At 32.1% G+C, this 17,941-nt stretch carries 14 protein-coding genes and 1 riboswitch; of the genes, 8 read left to right on the top strand and 6 right to left on the bottom strand.

The genetic code is table 11. From position 1 onward, the window contains the following. Positions 1 to 6 precede the first annotated feature (6 nt). The 4 genes from DW1_RS12900 to DW1_RS12915 all read right to left on the bottom strand — a co-directional run bounded on the left by DW1_RS12900 (position 7) and on the right by DW1_RS12915 (position 3,349). On the bottom strand, positions 7 to 963 hold the full coding sequence (locus tag DW1_RS12900) for a hypothetical protein (RefSeq protein ID WP_074351092.1): 957 nt from the start codon (positions 961 to 963) through the stop codon (positions 7 to 9). A 284-nt stretch (positions 964 to 1,247) separates the two neighbouring features. Continuing rightward, a complete protein-coding gene (locus DW1_RS12905; protein WP_074351094.1) occupies positions 1,248 to 2,192 on the bottom strand; it encodes a DnaJ C-terminal domain-containing protein in 945 nt (314 codons plus the stop codon). A gap of 32 nt (positions 2,193 to 2,224) precedes the next feature. Continuing rightward, on the bottom strand, positions 2,225 to 2,812 hold the full coding sequence (lepB, locus tag DW1_RS12910) for a signal peptidase I (protein ID WP_074351096.1): 588 nt from the start codon (positions 2,810 to 2,812) through the stop codon (positions 2,225 to 2,227). A gap of 18 nt (positions 2,813 to 2,830) precedes the next feature. Further along, positions 2,831 to 3,349 carry a GNAT family N-acetyltransferase gene (locus DW1_RS12915; RefSeq protein WP_074351097.1) on the bottom strand — a complete coding sequence of 173 codons (519 nt, stop codon included), beginning with the start codon at positions 3,347 to 3,349 and terminating at the stop codon, positions 2,831 to 2,833. Between the two features lie 446 nt (positions 3,350 to 3,795). On the opposite strand from DW1_RS12915, the gene DW1_RS12920 reads away from it, so the two are divergent. From DW1_RS12920 to DW1_RS12955, 8 genes are all read left to right on the top strand, one after another. After that, positions 3,796 to 5,130 carry a hemolysin family protein gene (locus DW1_RS12920; protein WP_074351099.1) on the top strand — a complete coding sequence of 445 codons (1,335 nt, stop codon included), beginning with the start codon at positions 3,796 to 3,798 and terminating at the stop codon, positions 5,128 to 5,130. A 361-nt stretch (positions 5,131 to 5,491) separates the two neighbouring features. Beyond that, a riboswitch (SAM riboswitch) is annotated at positions 5,492 to 5,593 on the top strand. An 84-nt stretch (positions 5,594 to 5,677) separates the two neighbouring features. After that, complete coding sequence (locus tag DW1_RS12925; RefSeq protein ID WP_074351101.1) at positions 5,678 to 6,955, top strand: O-acetylhomoserine aminocarboxypropyltransferase/cysteine synthase family protein; 1,278 nt, start codon at positions 5,678 to 5,680, stop codon at positions 6,953 to 6,955. A gap of 11 nt (positions 6,956 to 6,966) precedes the next feature. Continuing rightward, positions 6,967 to 7,857, top strand: a complete 891-nt coding sequence (locus DW1_RS12930; RefSeq protein ID WP_083605679.1) for a homoserine O-succinyltransferase — start codon at positions 6,967 to 6,969, stop codon at positions 7,855 to 7,857. Then, complete coding sequence (locus tag DW1_RS12935; protein WP_074351103.1) at positions 7,858 to 9,117, top strand: homoserine dehydrogenase; 1,260 nt, start codon at positions 7,858 to 7,860, stop codon at positions 9,115 to 9,117. After that, positions 9,114 to 10,316 (top strand): aspartate kinase, encoded by a 1,203-nt coding sequence (locus DW1_RS12940; protein ID WP_074351105.1) that lies wholly within the window; start codon positions 9,114 to 9,116, stop codon positions 10,314 to 10,316. Before DW1_RS12935 ends, DW1_RS12940 begins: the two co-directional genes overlap by 4 nt. A 12-nt stretch (positions 10,317 to 10,328) precedes the next feature. Next, on the top strand, positions 10,329 to 11,222 hold the full coding sequence (metF, locus tag DW1_RS12945; protein ID WP_074351107.1) for a methylenetetrahydrofolate reductase [NAD(P)H]: 894 nt from the start codon (positions 10,329 to 10,331) through the stop codon (positions 11,220 to 11,222). A gap of 19 nt (positions 11,223 to 11,241) precedes the next feature. After that, positions 11,242 to 11,886 (top strand): vitamin B12 dependent-methionine synthase activation domain-containing protein, encoded by a 645-nt coding sequence (locus DW1_RS12950; RefSeq protein ID WP_074351109.1) that lies wholly within the window; start codon positions 11,242 to 11,244, stop codon positions 11,884 to 11,886. A gap of 5 nt (positions 11,887 to 11,891) precedes the next feature. After that, positions 11,892 to 14,279 (top strand): homocysteine S-methyltransferase family protein, encoded by a 2,388-nt coding sequence (locus DW1_RS12955; protein WP_074351110.1) that lies wholly within the window; start codon positions 11,892 to 11,894, stop codon positions 14,277 to 14,279. A gap of 328 nt (positions 14,280 to 14,607) precedes the next feature. On the opposite strand, the gene DW1_RS12960 is transcribed toward DW1_RS12955, so the two are convergent. Both DW1_RS12960 and DW1_RS12970 read right to left on the bottom strand, forming a co-directional pair. Beyond that, entirely contained in the window at positions 14,608 to 16,938 is a 2,331-nt protein-coding gene (locus DW1_RS12960; RefSeq protein WP_074351111.1) for a vitamin B12-dependent ribonucleotide reductase, read from the bottom strand. Between the two features lie 315 nt (positions 16,939 to 17,253). Further along, positions 17,254 to 17,787 carry a thioredoxin family protein gene (locus DW1_RS12970; protein ID WP_143474425.1) on the bottom strand — a complete coding sequence of 178 codons (534 nt, stop codon included), beginning with the start codon at positions 17,785 to 17,787 and terminating at the stop codon, positions 17,254 to 17,256. Positions 17,788 to 17,941 lie beyond the last annotated feature (154 nt).

Genomic DNA, 17,941 nt, shown 5'->3' on the forward strand with positions numbered 1-17,941 from the left:
AATACACTATGAATTCTTTAGCCTTAAAATATTAAGTTCCATATCATAGCCTTCTTTTTCAAAGCGCATGTTATAATACAAAATAGTCATGAAAATTCCACCTATTGGTGATACAAAAAGCGAGACTAATAACTGGAGTGGAGTTCTCGCTAAATTCCCTAGCATTAAAAGCATGGCTAGAAGTTCAGAATCAAGATTTGAAGCTCTTATAATTGCATATATAATTCCTCCAATTAATAAAAAAATAGAGTATATGGAAAAACTAATAGCTGATACAGAAATATAGGATGACATGGCACAGCCTAATGTTTTCCAAAATCTACCCTTTACTAGTTCCCTGCTCTTTTTGAGAGCATTAAAAAAATATGTTTTTTCAATTATGGCTATTTGAATAGAAAATGCATGGATAGTCATAAAGTATATAAATGAAGCAAGGAATATGACTGAAATTAAAGTAATTAATATATAAACTACCCATTTATCATATATATAGCTAGACAAAATTAAGACAGCAAGCCCACCACATGCAAAAAGTACTGGTAGAAATAAAATAGCCCCAGCTATTACAACACTTAATACTCTGTGTATATTTTTTAAAGCGCTCATTATGGCATCTGATACGTCTACTCTTCTAGCTAAAAATCCATTTGAACCTATTGTTATAATACCACTCTGTCTAATTGCATCTAATAAATAGTAAAGCACTGCCATAATCAATATAAACATAAACATTGATATAACAAATCCTACTTCAAATGTACTATTTCCTAGCATAAATCCACTTGCTATTAATACACTAAAGGGTAAAATAATTATTATAGCTAAAATAAATCCAATAACCAAAATTAATATACTCATAACAAATAAGTACAAGGCCGATGTTCCAATGTTTCTTTTATGTAAATAAACTGATTTGTCTAGCATCTGGGCAATGGACATCTTTCCATATCTTTCTCCATTCATTAAAGCATCCCTCTCAAACTTAAATTTTTTTTAAATAATTTTTTAAATTATACAGATTATTTTATCATAAATTACCTTTTTTTCATAATTTGATTGTAAGAAATACCGCAGTCTCGCCACACAAATTTATTTGCTCGACTGCCCTCCATAAATTTGGTCCTATCGGACACTCCTATCATAAACCTACATTAAGGTTGGTGCACGCCCAGTTTGACCTACCAACGATTTTCCGAATGTTTTTTTCGGAAAATCGTTGGTAGGTCATAAAAGAGGATAGAATTTTTCTATCCTCTCGGGTTAAATGTGGAAATTTCCTGTAACTGTCTGTATAGTTCTTTTTCTTTGTTAGTTAGATGGATTGGGTTTACAATTTTAATCCTTACGTACATATCTCCTTTATTCCCATTCATATCTCTATAGCCTAATCCCTTAAGCTTGATTTTTTCATCTGTTTGAATTCCTTCTGGGACTTTTATCCTAACTTTATCCTTTAGGCCTTTTACTAATACATTACAACCTAAAGCTGCTTCCCATGGTGCAAGCGGCAAATCCTTTATTAAGTCAATGCCATCTAATTTTAAATCCTTTTCATCTCTTATCTTGACTTTTAGTAATAAGTCTCCATTTTTACCACCCTTTAAGCCCTTACTGCCTTGTTCTCTAATCTTTATTTTCTTTCCTGGAAGTATGCCTGCGGGTATCTTTACTGAAATAGTTCTGCTTTCACCTAATATATTTATACTAATAGTCTTACTTAAACCCTCATATGCTTCTAATAAGCTTATTTCTATTTCTGATTCAACATCTTGACCTTTTGTACTTTTGTTTCTCTTATTAGAAAATATACTTCCTATGTCAAAACCCCCAGTCCTGCTTCCACCTCCATGTCCTCCAAAAAACATATTAAAGAAATCACTAAAATCAGAAGAGCTCCCTGTAGAATAGTATTGGTATCCACCATTGCCAAAGCCAAATTGAGAAGGGTCAAAGTCTGCACCATTTTGAAAATTATAGCCTTGACCAAAGGTATCATACTTCTTCCTTTTCTCCTCGTCTCCTAAAACCTCATAGGCTTCATTTATTTCCTTAAACTTCTCTTCAGCAGATTTATCTCCAGGGTTTAAATCCGGATGGTATTTTTTGGCTAGTTTTTTGTAAGCCTTCTTTATATCATTACTGGTAGAGTTTTTTGAGACTCCTAGTATTTCATAATAGTCCTTATATTTCATTGTATCTTCACCTCTTGACTTTAAGGTTTACTCTATAGCAAACTAATTTTATTAAAAGGAAATAACCTGATAACTACCTTTCCCCTTACATTTTTTAGAGGAATAGGTCCTATGGATCTACTGTCTCTGCTATTATTTCTATTGTCTCCCATAACAAATACATGATCCTCTGGAACTGTTATTGTTCTATCAACCATAATCATCTCTTCTAAAATATATTCTTCTTCTAGAAGTTCTCCATTTCTATATACTCTATTATCTCTAAATTCTATTACATCACCTGGAACTCCAATAACTCTTTTTATAAGTATATCTCTATTTTGTCTTCTTAATATAGTACTAACTATAGCACTGTCTTTAATTTCGTCCAACAGGGTCCTCTCTCTCCTAACATTTGCATCTACTATTACTATGGAGTCGTATTTAGGGACCTGTTTGAATACTTGGTTAATCTTTACTGCGAATAACCTATCTCCGTGTTCCAGAGTCGGATGCATAGATTCTCCATCTACCCCTGTCATTTCAAAAATAAATAGGTTTATAAGTAAGGCCAAAGCAAATGCAATTCCTATACTTTTTATCCAAGATAGTATCTCTGTTGCTAAAGTATTTTTAGACATTTAAAACCCTCCCGTTTATCATTTGGAAAATTTATTGTAGTTTTCTAGCCTCCAATAAATATACCTTTTGTCATGCCCTTGTATTTTAAAGCCTGCTCTTATAAGAACCCTATGTGAAGGAATATTGTTATTTAGTGTCACTGCTATTATAGCACTAATATTAGGTTGTGAAAATGCCCATTTTGTAAGTGCTATTAATGCTTCTGTCATATATCCCTTTCCTCTATACTCTTCTTCTAGGGCATAGCCTACTTCAATTTCTCCATGACTATTAGGCACATCCTTGAATCCTATTTCACCTACTATACAGTGTTCATCTTTGAGCACTATTTGCCAGTAAGTATAATAAAGTAGATTTTCTTTATCTCTGTTTATATAATCTACTTTAATTTGATATATTCCTCTCATCTTTTCAGTAAGTTGTTTTCCTGATACTCTTAACCCCAGTTTTCTTTCCATTTTAGATTTGTTTTCTATACAAAGTTTAAGGTCATCAGCAGTTAAAGGAATTAGCTTTAATCTTTCTGTAGTTAGCATATCTATTCTCCTTACCCCCATTTGTACTTATGTATATAATTGCTTTGATATAAAGTATAATATGCTACATGAAAGCTTTTAGCACTTAATATTCTCTATTTTATTTCACTTACCTTTTTTATGGGGATTCCTAGAAATAACTTTATGTCATCTTTATGCTACATGAGAAGAATTACATCTATAATGAGTTTTATTTGAACAGATACTGACAATAATGATTATAACATGATAGCAGCTATTTAGTGAAGCTTTTTAATTAGTCCCTTATAAATCCATATATCTATCATACTTCATAGCAATAGAGTAAATGTTAGTGATATAATTACAATAGTAAGACAAAATGTAAATCAATCATTTATTTTATGTGTATCTTTAATATTTTTGATTTTTATGTTATTATTAATTCAGTTGTATTTTCGATTATGAAAGGAGTTTAAAATTAAAAAATGATGGAAGAACCTGAACCCTCGAATATAACTTCACAACTTATATTAATGGTCATATTGACATTACTCAATGCATTTTTTGCATCTGCTGAGATGGCTATAGTCTCATTAAATAAAAATAAGATGAAATTATTGGCAGATGAAGGGAACAAAAAAGCTAAACTTTTAATTAAGCTAACTGAAGAGCCCACTAAGTTTTTATCTACTATTCAAGTAGGTATTACATTAGCTGGATTTCTAAATAGTGCTTTTGCAGCTACTGGAATATCTGACGACTTAGCTCAATACCTAAAACAGTTTAATATTCCTTATAGCAAAGAAATAGCTTTAGTATTAGTTACTATTGTTTTATCCTATATTACACTAGTATTTGGAGAGTTATTTCCAAAGAGAATAGCTTTACAAAAATCAGAAGCCATAGCAATGTTTGCAGTAAAACCTATATTCTATACTTCTAAAATAGCTGCACCATTTGTAAAGCTATTAACTGTATCAACTTCTATATTGATAAAAATAACAGGACTTGAAAAAGATGGCTTAGATGAAAAGGTATCAAGAGAAGAAATAAGGTCCTTAGTAGAGGCTGGACAAGAGCATGGTGCAATTAATGCCATTGAAAAGGAAATGATAAATAGTATATTTGAGTTTGACAATAAATCAGCCTATGAAGTCATGACTCCAAGAACCGAAGTATACTTAATTGATATAAAAACACCATTAAGTGAATACTTAGACGACCTAATAGAAGAAAGATATTCTAGAATTCCTGTGTATGAAGAGGATACTGATAATATTATTGGTATTTTATATATGAAGGATTTTCTAGTAGAAGCTAGGAAGCATGGCTTTGAAAATGTCAATATAAGAGGTATATTGCATGCACCTTACTTCGTTCCTGAAACTAAAAATATCGATGAATTATTTAGAGAACTTCAGAGTTCCAAGAAGCACATTGCTATATTAATCAATGAATATGGTGGATTTTCAGGAATAGTCTCTATAGAAGATCTTATTGAAGAAGTCATGGGGAATATTGAGGATGAATATGATGACGATGGACCAGAAATAAAAAAAATTGACAATAATACTTATTTAGTAGATGGTATGCTTCAATTAAGTAAATTTAGTGACTTTTTTGATTTAGATATAGAAAATAAAGACTATGAAACCATAGGTGGATTAATTATTGACCTACTTGGACGAATTCCAAAAGATGTTGAGGAAGATGTTATTGAGTACTATAACTTAGTATTCAAGATAGAGAAAGTAAAAGAAAAAAGAATTGAGAGAATTAAAGTATATGTAAAAGATAAAGTTGAATTAGATGATATTTAATTGAATGTACTCTACTTAAGTATTTTCGCTTACTGTTCTTCTATTTTGACTTTTTTCCAAAAGTATCAAACGATATTCCTTGTCTTGTAATAATTAAATTATAAGGTTATACAGCTTTCAATTTAATTGTTTAGTAAAAAACTATGTAGATTTTTAAAAAATTAATGTTGACATATTTTATCTATGATAGTAATATATTAATCACAAGTAAATATTTATTATCAAGAGTTAGGGTAGAGAGTTAGCTCGTTGACCCTATACCAACCTGTTGGTATCCAATAAGGTGGTTCTGCTAACATCGATAATACGGATTAAGATCATAATCCTCCCTAAAGATGTTAGGGAGGATTTTTTTATATCATTCTTATCAAGAGAGGTTGAGGGACTGGCCCAATGAAACCCAGCAACAGCCAGTATACTGGAAATGTGCTAATTCCTGCAGCTATAAGCTGAGAGATAAGAAGGCTAATCAATATATGCTTATATCTATATTGAAAGCACTTCTTATCATTAGAAGTGCTTTTTATTATGAAAAGGAGGAAAATGTATGAACAGAAATTGGAGAAAGTCTACCCTATGTGTACAAGGAGGATACTCCCCAAAAGTTGGAGAACCTAGAGTTCTTCCTATCTATCAAAGTACTACCTACAAATATGATGACCCTGAAAAACTTGCTCATATCTTTGACTTAAAAGAAGAAGGTCACATATATTCTAGAATCAGCAACCCTACAGTCAGTGCTTTTGAAGAAAAAATTGCTCAGCTCGAAGGAGGAGTTGGGGCTCTTGCAACTTCTTCTGGTCAAGCAGCCATTACTTTAGCAATACTTAATATTTGTAGCCAAAATGAGCACATCCTTGCATTATCAACATTATATGGAGGAACCCATACTCTTTTTTCAGCAACATTAAAAAAATTAGGTATAGAGGTGACATTTGTAGAGCCAACACTTAGTATTGAAGAAATACTAAGCTGCGCCAAGCTAAATACAAAAGCAATTTATGCAGAAACTATTGGAAACCCTGCTCTTAATGTACTTGATTTTGAGAAATTCTCCAGTGTTGCAAAAAAACTTGATGTACCATTAATAATAGATAATACTTTTGCAACACCTTACCTATGTCAACCTTTTAAGTACGGAGCAAATATAATAATTCACTCTGCAACAAAGTACATTGATGGCCATGCAAATAATGTTGGTGGAATCATTGTTGATGGAGGCAATTTTAATTGGAACAATGGAAAGTACCCCGAATTAACTGAACCTGACCAAAGCTATCATGGAATAAAATACTATGAAGAGTTTAAGGAAAAAGCTTTTATTGCTAAAACAAGATCTCAGTTGCTAAGAGATATAGGCTGTACCTTAAGCCCATTTAATGCTTTCATGTTAAATATTGGCTTAGAAACTCTTCACTTAAGAATGGAAAGGCATAGTGAAAATGCATTAAAACTTGCAGAGTATTTAGATTTACACGAAAAAGTATCTTGGGTAAATTATCCTGGGTTAAGGACTCACTCAGACCATAAATTGGCTCAAAAGTACTTACCTAATGGAGCAAGTGGTATACTTACTTTTGGCCTAAAAGGCGGGAAGGATGCAGCTAAAAAACTTATGACTAAACTAAATCTGGTTGCCTTAGTAGTACACGTAGGAGATGCAAGAACATCAATACTGCATCCTGCCACAACTACTCACAAACAGCTTAGCTATGAAGATTTGAAAAAATCTGGTGTATCAGAAGATATGATAAGAGTATCCGTGGGCATAGAAGCTATCGATGATATAATAGATGACTTCCAGAGAGCACTAAATTTGGTTTAAAGGTGATAAATATGAACAATTTTCAAAGAAAATTAAATAATCCTTTAAGTGATATTTCAGAAAAAAGGAATGCTAGAAGATCACATATCAATGTGTTAGAAAAAATACATATAGGGATTTTAAACCTAATGCCCAATAAAATTGAAACTGAGCATCAGTTTATAAATATTTTTTCTCAGGTCCCATTTAATGTAGGTCTTCATTTTCTTAGGTTAGAATCCTATATACCAAAGAATTGTAGTATTGAATATTTGAGAAACTATTACTTGTCCATAATGGATATAGATGAAGATACCTTAGATGGTTTGATTATAACGGGTGCACCTCTAGAAAATATGAAATTTGAAGAAGTCAAATATTGGGATGAACTTACATCAATTATTGATTTCTCCAAAAAATATATAAAATCAACTATATACATATGCTGGGGAGCCATCGCAGGACTTTATTATAACTACAATATACCAAAGCATAATGTAGAAGAGAAAATATTTGGTGTTTTTTCGCATGAAGTTCTTGATAAGAATAACAAGCTTATGAAAGGATTTGACGATGATTTTCTAGTTCCCCATTCTAGATACTTTTCAATTAATGAACAAGATATCAGGAGCAAAGAACAAAAACTTGATATTCTATCATCTAGCAAGGATTCAGGAACGCTTTTAGTTGCAAATAAGAATTTATCAGAAATTTATATAACTGGTCATTTAGAATATGGTGCAGAAACATTAAAAAAAGAATATGAAAGAGATATAAGGCTTGGAAAGGCTATTAAGGTTCCAGTGAATTATTTTAATAATGATAATATAAATTCACTTCCCAAAATGAAGTGGAATGCACACAGAACCCTTTTCTTTACAAACTGGCTATGTGAATGTCTAGTAAGGAGTGTGAATCAATAAATGATTAATATTGGACTTATGGGATTAGGTACTGTTGGATCAGGTGTATATGAGATTATCAGTAGAAAAAGAACTATTTTTGAAGATAAATTCGGTCACAGCATAAAAATCAAAAAGATATTAGTCAAAGATGTAAACAAAAGTAGACAAATAGACTTTAATAAGAGCTTACTTACAATAAACCCAAGTGACATATTGGACGATCCTGAAATTGATATAGTTGTAGAAGTAATGAGTGATAAAAGGCTTGCTTATGATTATTTGAAATATGCGTTGAAAAAAAGAAAGCATGTCGTTACCGCAAACAAGGCAGTAGTGGCTTCCAATATGTATGAGTTTCTGAACCTAGCAGAAAAAAATAAAAGAGCCTTCCTTTATGAAGCTAGTGTCGGTGGAGGAATACCAATAATTAGACCACTAATCCAAGAAGTTAATATAAATGATATTTGCGAAATTGAAGGTATATTAAATGGCACTACCAACTATATTCTCACAAAAATGTATGATGAAGAAGTTTCTTTTCATGAAGCCCTAAAAACAGCACAGAAAAAGGGATATGCTGAATTCGATCCTACTGATGATATAAAGGGATACGATACTTCTAGAAAACTATCCATAATATCAACTATTGCATTTCATCAAGTAGTTAGTCCTGATTACATAGCTTGTCGAGGAATAGATAAGATAAGCATAGCAGACATAAGTGCCTTTAAAGAACTTAACCTGGTTCCTAAGCTCATTGGTAAAGCTAAAATCGAAAATAATATTATTCATGCAAGTGTGGAACCAGTGTTAGTAAATAAAAATTCTTTCTACTTTAACGTAAGGGATGCCTTTAATATTATTTCTCTAAAGGGTGCAAACACAGGTGAACTACTTTTCTACGGGCTTGGTGCTGGTAAGGCTCCAACTGCCAACTCTGTAGTTCTAGATATACTAAATATTGTAAAGAATACGCACAAAAACGAGAAAATCACTCTAAAGAATTCTTCTAGGAAAAGTACATATCCAATTTTTGATGGTAGTTACTACTTTAGGTTTTCTTCGAATAATGAAAGGGATCTTGACTACATATTAGATGGGATATCCTCGTCTTGTTCAAAGTATAACATAGTCAGTAAATCTAAGGACCTAATTATTATTTTTGATTGGATCTCTAAGAAGGCTATAAGTAAAATCATCAGAATGACTAAGTCTAAAGTGCATATGAGTTGCTTCCATTCAAGAATAGAAGCAGGAGAGGGGCGCTTAGTACAATGAATTTAATCGTACAAAAATATGGGGGTTCTTCAATAAGTACTATTGAAAAAATTAAAAATGTTGCAAAAAAAATAAAGTCAAAAAAGGAAGATAACTACCATATAATCGTTGTAGTCTCAGCCATGGGTAATACTACAGATAAGCTAATTAAATTATCTAAGCAGATATCTCCTTTACCTGATAAAAGAGAACTAGACGTACTATTGTCAATTGGAGAGCAAAAAACCATAGCTTTATTAGCCATGGCACTAAAGGAGCTAGGCTTAGATGCTATTTCTTTAACAGGAGCACAAGCAAGGATCATAACAGAAGGTGAACATACTAACTCAATAATTAAGGACCTGGACAAAAACATTATTCTAGAATACCTGCAGGAAGGAAAAGTTGTTATAATTACAGGCTTTCAAGGAGTAAACAGTAAAGGTGATATTACAACACTAGGCAGGGGAGGTTCTGATACATCTGCTGTTGCAATAGCAGGTAAATTAAACTGCCCTTGCGAGATATATACTGATGTTGACGGAATATATTCTATAGATCCAAGATTATATCCTAATGCAAGGCAAATAGACTACATAAGTTATGATATGGTTCTAGCCTTATCAACCTTAGGTGCAAAAGTCTTGGAAAAACGGGCCGTTCAATTAGCAAAACAACTCGAAGTTCCTATATACTTGGCATCTAGTATTACTGGTAACATTGGAACTACTATAAGGGGGGCAGAAACTGTGGAAGAATCAAAAATAGTTGGTTTAGCAGTGGATGAGAATTGTGCCATAATCACTATTGAAAGTACAAATAGCAATAAAGAAGAAATAATGAGCATCTTAAATTTATTGACACATTTAGGTATCGATATAAATACTATTAGTATTTCAAATGTTTCTAATGGATATATGAGTATGTCCTTTATGTGCTCAAGAGATGATTATGGAATTGTTGACAGTATAGAAAAACTAATATGTGTACCAAGCAAGGACTTGAAGATTACAAAAGATGAAAATTCCATGAAAATCTCACTCATAGGCTCAGGAATTAACAAGATAACTGATTATCATTCTATTCTACTCAAAATATTCTATTCCAATAATTTAATGATTAAACACATAGCAAACAGCGAAACTTATACATCATATGTTGTAGACAAAGGTGATAAGAACAAGGTTATTAGTGATATAGCAACAGAATTCAATCTATAAGGGGGAAGTACATTGTTCATAAGGGATATTTTTTCTAAAAAGAGACCTGTATTGTCTTTTGAGGTTTTTCCTCCAAAGAAGGGTTTACCCGTTGATATAGTATATGATACTATTGAAGGAATAAAAGTACTAAATCCAGATTTTATTAGTGTTACTTATGGTGCTGGTGGTAGTAGCAAGGATAGAACTGTGGAAATAGCTTCTACAATCAAAAATAAGTATAAAATTGAAGCCCTAGCTCATTTAACATGTTATAGTTCTACTAAAAAAAATACAGAAGAAATTCTAAAAGAGTTAAAAAGAAATAATATAAAAAATATCTTGGCATTAAGAGGAGACCCACCTATCGATGCGCATAGTGAAGAAAGAGAATATATATACGCTAAAGATTTAATTAATCACATAAAACAGGTTGGTGGCTTCTCTATAGCTGCAGCCTGCTATCCTGAAGGGCATATTGAGTGTAAAAGCTTGGCTAAGGACATTGGATATCTTTCAGAAAAAGTACATGCTGGTGTAGATTTTCTAATTACTCAACTGTTTTTCGATAATGAAAAATTGTTTCAATATAAAAATAAATTAGCAAAGAGAAATATCAATATTCCAGTAGTGGCGGGCATAATGCCTGTCCTTAATAAAAATCAAATAAACAGAATGGTTTCTCTCTCTGGAGCTACTCTGCCCAAAAAATTTGTAAGGATTCTAGATAAATATGAACATAATCCTAAAGCTTTAAAGGAAGCAGGAATAGCTTATGCCACAGAGCAAATAATCGATTTACTATCATGGGGAATAGATGGTATCCATCTATATACTATGAATAAACCAGAAGTAGCTAATACTATTATTAGGAATCTCCTTGAAATACGAGATGCTGTTACAGAGGAAAAAATATCTAATGAGTAAATTGAATTAGGTGGTATACATGTATATAGATAAAAAAGAGGTTTTAAGATATTTAGGTATTAGTATAAGCAATATCATCCATAGACATGATGATTATATTCAGGACTGCATTGATGAAATATTAAAGATTGCCAACCCTAAGCATATATATAAATTTTATGATATAAGCCATGAATGTGATTATATATCAATCAATGATACGAATATGAAGTTAAAAGGAAAAAGTATAGCAAAACATCTTAATAACTGTACAAGGTGTGTCCTACTAGGAATTACTTTAGGAATTAGCATAGACAAGAGAATAGAATACTACAAAACACATGATTTAACTAGAAGTTTAACACTAGATGCCTGTGCTACTGCCTTAATAGAAAATATTTGTAACCATATTCAAGAAGAAATCAGAAAAATAGCTAAAGAAAACTATGGTTGTAATATCACTTCAAGATATAGCTCTGGCTATGGTGATTTACCATTAAGCCTTCAATCAACTATGCTAAGAGTTTTACAGGCTGATAAAATAGGGTTAACAGTTACTGAGCAATTTATAATGATACCTAGAAAATCTATAACAGCCATTATAGGTTTAAGCAATAATAACTATTCTGAAAAAGGATGTATGAGTTGTGACAGATATGAAGACTGTAGATATAGAAAGGAGTAATACTTTTGAGTATAATGGATATTCTTAAGGACAGATTAGTATTTTTTGATGGTGCTATGGGAACCATGCTTCAAGAAGCTGGACTTCAAGCAGGAGAAGCACCAGAAAGATTGAATATTGAAAAGCCGGAGCTAGTGATGGATATACATAAAAGATATTTAGAAGCTGGCTCTGATATAATAACAACTAATACATTTGGAGCAAATAGACTAAAGCTAAATAACACCTCCTATTCTGTAAAAGAGGCAATTGTAGCTGGGGTTGCTATAGCAAGAAATTCAGGAAAAAACCATTATGTAGCGCTAGATATAGGCCCTATAGGTCAGATTCTAGAACCTACTGGTACTTTATCATTTGATAAGGCTTATGAACTCTTCAAAGAACAGATAGTAATTGGAACTAAAGCAGGAGTTGATTTGATTCTTATAGAGACTATGTCTGACTTGTATGAAATGAAGGCAGCTATTTTAGCTGCTAAGGAAAATTCAAATATACCTATTTTTGCAACTATGACTTTTCAGGAAAATGGCAGAACCTTAATGGGAACAGATCCAAAAACCATGGTCTTCGTCTTAGAAGCTTTAGGAGTAGATGTATTAGGCATTAACTGTTCTTTGGGGCCTAAGGACCTTAGCTCCATAGTTGACGAGGTACTAAAGTATTCTTCAACTCCAGTAATGGTCAAACCTAATGCAGGACTACCATACTACGACAAAGGAAAAACCATCTATAATTTTGGACCAAAGGAATTTTCACAAGAATTAGTTCACATGGCAAACAAAGGAGTGGCTATTTTTGGTGGCTGTTGTGGAACCAATCCTGACCATATACGTTATATGATTGAGTCATTAAAGAACAAGACCCCTATAAGGCTTTCTTCTAAAGAATATACTACTATTTGCTCTGGAAGTAAAACTGTTTTTATTGATGACAGTATAAAAATAGTTGGAGAAAGGATAAATCCTACTGGAAAAAAAGAACTTAAAAACGCTTTAATATCTATGAATATGGACTATGTATTAAATGAAGCCATTAATCAGCACAAACTAGGAGCAGATATTTTAGATATTAATGTTGGTCTACCAGAAATTGACGAAGCAAAGACTATGTCTACAGTTATAAAGAGAATACAAGGCATCCTAGATATTCCTCTCCAGATAGATAGTACAAAGCCACAGGTTATTGAAGAGGCTGCTAGAATCTACAATGGTAAGCCTATTATCAATTCAGTAAATGGAGATATAAAGTTAATGGAACAAGTATTCCCTATTGCTAAGAAGTATGGTGCTAATATAATTGGTCTCACTATAGACGAAAAAGGGTTACCAAAGACCTGTGAAGAAAGGATAAAAATATGCGAAAAAATAATAGGCACTGCTGAAAAATATGGCATTGATAAAAACAACATTATTATTGATTGTCTCACTCTTACTGCATCTGTAGATCAAGCCCAAGTTTTCGAAACACTAAAAGCTATAAAAGAAATCAAAACTAGATTTGGGGTAAAAACTGTACTTGGAGTTAGCAACATTTCCTACGGCTTGCCTCAAAGAGAACTTCTTAATAAAAGCTTTTTAATCATGGCTTTAACCTATGGACTTGACCTCCCTATTATAAACCCTAATGATAAGGAAATGACAGATATAATAAGAGCATTTAGAGTATTATCTAATACAGATAAAAATGCTGAAAATTACATAAAAAATTATAAGAATGTTTCTGAAGATTCTAAAAAGCATGTAAGCCTAACTACATATGAAAAAGACATTGAAACCATTATATATAACGGGCTTAAGGATGAAATTATAACTGCTACTGAAGAACTACTAAAAACTGTGGAACCTATGGATATTGTCAACTCTCATATAATTCCTGCCCTAGACTTGGTTGGAGAAAAATATGAAAATGGAGACATCTTTCTACCACAACTAATACAATCTGCAGAAACTGTAAAAAAATCCTTTGAGATAATTAAAAAACACCTAAATAACAACAAGCAACATAGCATAAATAAAGGTAAAATTCTATTAGCAACAGTTAAGGGAGATATTCATGACATTGGAAAAAACATTGTCAAGGTGCTTTTGGAGAACTATGGTTATGAAGTCATTGACTTAGGCAAAGATGTATCTATTGAAGATATTCTTACTTCCATAATCAAGCACGATATAAGGCTTGTCGGATTAAGTGCTCTAATGACAACTACAGTAGCAAATATGGAGAAAACAATATTAGAAATAAAACAAAAGGGACTACAGTGTAAAATCATGGTAGGTGGTGCAGTTCTTACTGAAGAATACGCTCAAATGATTGGAGCTGACTACTATGGCAAAGATGCTAGGGAAGCTGTTAGAATCGCTGAAGCTGTTTTTGATAAACAGATGATGTTATAAACGTATATATTCATTATTGCTCCTGATTTCCTATATATAAACTTACTAGCACCTATTTAATAAATGAGGAAACTAAATACTTAACTTTTAAATAAAACTATTTCTATATATTAAGCAATACACCTCATAGCCTTATTTTGATTTAAGACTTTTAAGTATACAATTTTTAAGTTTAAAAAGGCCATCTAGAATATAAAATCATTTATATGTCTAGATGGCTAATATTGTTTTATATCAAATTATCATAATCTTTTATTAGAAAAACTATACTTGAACCTCAGTATAAAACTCTATCAAGCAGTTATTAAATGAATTATTTAGCTATAGTCTAACCACATTTAGAAAAACCACAGCTACGGCAGATTACACAACCACCCTCATGTTCTACCATATTGCCACATTCAGGACAAGTGCTTTTTTCAGATTTAGGCTTCATTTCTACACCTACAGAAATTTCATTACTTATTGTTAGTTCATTATGGGGTACGCAACATGAAGAGTAGTCTTCACTAGCTTCTCTCTCAATCTCCATGGCAATATCATTTACTGTAGGGTTTACATCTTCTACATAAGTATTCATAACTCTTTCAAGTGCTTTACCTATAGCATCTGGGCAAGAAAGAACCTTAATATCCTTATTTGTACCTCTTTGACGTAGTGTTGAGTGACATCTAATACCTTTTAATTGTTCTACTACTGATTTAACGTCCATACCTGATCTAAGGGCTATAGATACTAATCTACTTGTTGCCTCACTTTGGCTTGGACATCCTCCTGCTCTCCCTACATTAGTAAATACTTCGCAAATACCATTCTCATCATAATTGACAGTGATATATAAGTTTCCACAGCCTATTCTAACCTTTTCTGTCATGCCTTGAGTTATTGAAGGTCTCATTCTAGGCTTTATAGTTTTCTCTTTATTTTCTTCTTCCTTCTTTGGTTCATCTTTCTTTTTAGTGCTTAATACCTGATCTTGTCTACTTCCATCTCTATAAATAGTCACACCTTTACAGCCAAGCCTGTAGGCAAGGGTATAGACTTCTTCAACGTCTTTCTTTGTAGCTTCGTTAGGAAAGTTTACGGTTTTAGATACAGCATTATCTACGTGATTTTGGAATGCAGCCTGCATCTTTATATGCCATATAGGTGATATATCATGAGCTGTGACAAAAATCCTCTTCACGTCCTCTGGTATTTCATCAATGTGAGCTAATGTGCCTTCTGAAGCTATTCTTTCCATTAGTGCTTTTGAATAAAATCCTCTTTCTTTTGCTACTTCTTCAAAATATGGATGTACTTCTATAAGCTTATCATTATCCATTACATTACGTACAAATGATATTGCAAACAATGGTTCTATACCACTACTAGCTCCTGCTATAATACTTATGGTTCCAGTTGGTGCAATTGTAGTAGTAGTTGAGTTTCTAATTTCTATACCTTTTTCTTTGTATATACTTTTATCATATGCAGGGAATACTCCTCTTTGTTTAGCTAGTTCAGTTGACTTTTTCTTAGATCTTTCATCTATAAAGCCCATGATTTTTTCTGCTAATGCTACAGCCTCATCTGAATTATATGGAATTCCTAAGTAAAATAGTATATCTGCAAAACCCATTATTCCTAGTCCTATTTTTCTAGTTGACTTTGTCATTTTATCTATTTCTGCTAATGGATATTTGTTTACATCTATAACATTGTCCAGAAAATGCACTGCTTTATCTACGGTTTCTCCAAGCTTTTCGTAGTCTAGCTCATATTTTGACCCAACCTTCTTTAGCATTCTAGATAGATTAATTGAACCTAAGTTACAGGATTCATAAGGTAACAGCGGCTGCTCTCCACACGGATTTGTACTTTCCATTTCACCTAATCCAGGTGTTGGGTTAGCTTTATTTATTCTGTCTAGGAATATTATTCCAGGCTCTCCATTATTCCATGCCATACTAACTATAGTATCAAATACTTCTTTTGCATTTAGTGAGTCTACTACTTGATTAGAGTGTGGATCTATTAGGTCATAATTTTCTCCTTTCTCTACAGCTTCCATAAACTTTTCAGTTATTCCAACACTTATATTAAAATTGGTAATTTCGTTTGAATCTTCCTTACAGCTAATAAACTCCATTATATCAGGATGATCTACTCTAAGGATTCCCATATTAGCTCCTCTTCGTGTTCCTCCTTGTTTTACTGCCTCAGTTGCAGAATTAAAAACCTTCATGAAGCTTATAGGGCCTGAAGCTACTCCACCTGTTGATTTAACTGCTGAACCTCTTTGTCTTAATCTTGTAAAACTAAAACCAGTTCCCCCGCCACTTTTATGTATTAATGCTGCATTCTTAATAGCATCAAAAATGCCTTCCATAGAGTCTTCAACAGGTAATACAAAGCATGCCGATAGCTGACCTAATTCCCTTCCTGCATTCATAAGGGTTGGTGAATTTGGCATAAATTCTAAGTTAGCCATCATATCAAAAAAGTCTTTCTCTATCTTCTCTATGTCTGCTTTTTCATCATACACTTTATCTGCCTGAGCAATATGTCTTGCAACTCTATTAAACATATCTACTGGTGTTTCAATCAATTTTCCATCTTTGTCTTTAGCCAAATAACGTCTCTCTAAAACCTTTATTGCATTTTCACTTAATAGCATTAAAGCACCTCCATAGACTACATTTAGTATAAAAGTTATGCTTGATATACTAGATATTGTATCATCACCTGTTTTTAGTGTCAAAGCTAGTATTACTTAAGTATAAGGAGAAATATGGACATAAATAGAACTTGTTTAATAATTTCACCAAAATTGATGAATAATAATTTAAAAATTAGTAGGACTAAAGTATCGTCCTCTTTGGTTAAATTTAAAAAAGCTCCCATCAGAACATTAAAAATCAAGGAAGCTTTTTTAAAACCTATTTACAATAAATCCCTTTGTATTATATCAAAAGCAATAAAATAACATTTCTTATTCGTTATAAATTTTTTTGAGCATCTGTTTCTGTATTATTTCAAGAATATCTTTTAATGTTTCCTGTGCATACTCACCTTTTCTATATTTTCTCATAGTTACTATAATATTAGGCTGGTTTCCTTTAGATACTACCTCGGTTACTTTTTTTGGGTGTTCAACAAAGCTACCTAGTTCCTGAAAGTTTTCATCATATAAAACAAAAGTAGGTATTTTTACTATTCCATTATGAGTATATTGGCTAAAAAAACTTTCATTTCCTTCCTTTTTCACTATTGAAATATTAATATTTGAGTTAAGTTCCTTCATTTTTTCTAGTACAGGAACATTTATCATACAATCGGGGCACCACATCTCTGCACATACAAGTATGTTTATTGCTCTATCAATAGATTTTATTTTTTCAACATATTCATCTTCAAAGTTAATTGAATTAAAAACCTGCAAAGTTTTTTCTTTATAAGTACTTGTGTCAGTGTTTACGAATTCGTCAAATGTCATACCTGAAGAAAATAGTTCACGACCATTCACTTTTTACTCCCCCTTATAATAAAAGAAAAGTTTCATAAAAAAAACGTCCTGATTAATTGTATTGCTTTTTTTATAAATTATATTACATTTTATTATAAATTCAAATAGTATTATGTGGGATTATCTCTCAACCTAATTTTCCAAAAACAAAAAA

Origin of the sequence: Proteiniborus sp. DW1, from assembly GCF_900095305.1 — a bacterium.
GTDB lineage: Bacteria > Bacillota > Clostridia > Tissierellales > Proteiniboraceae > Proteiniborus.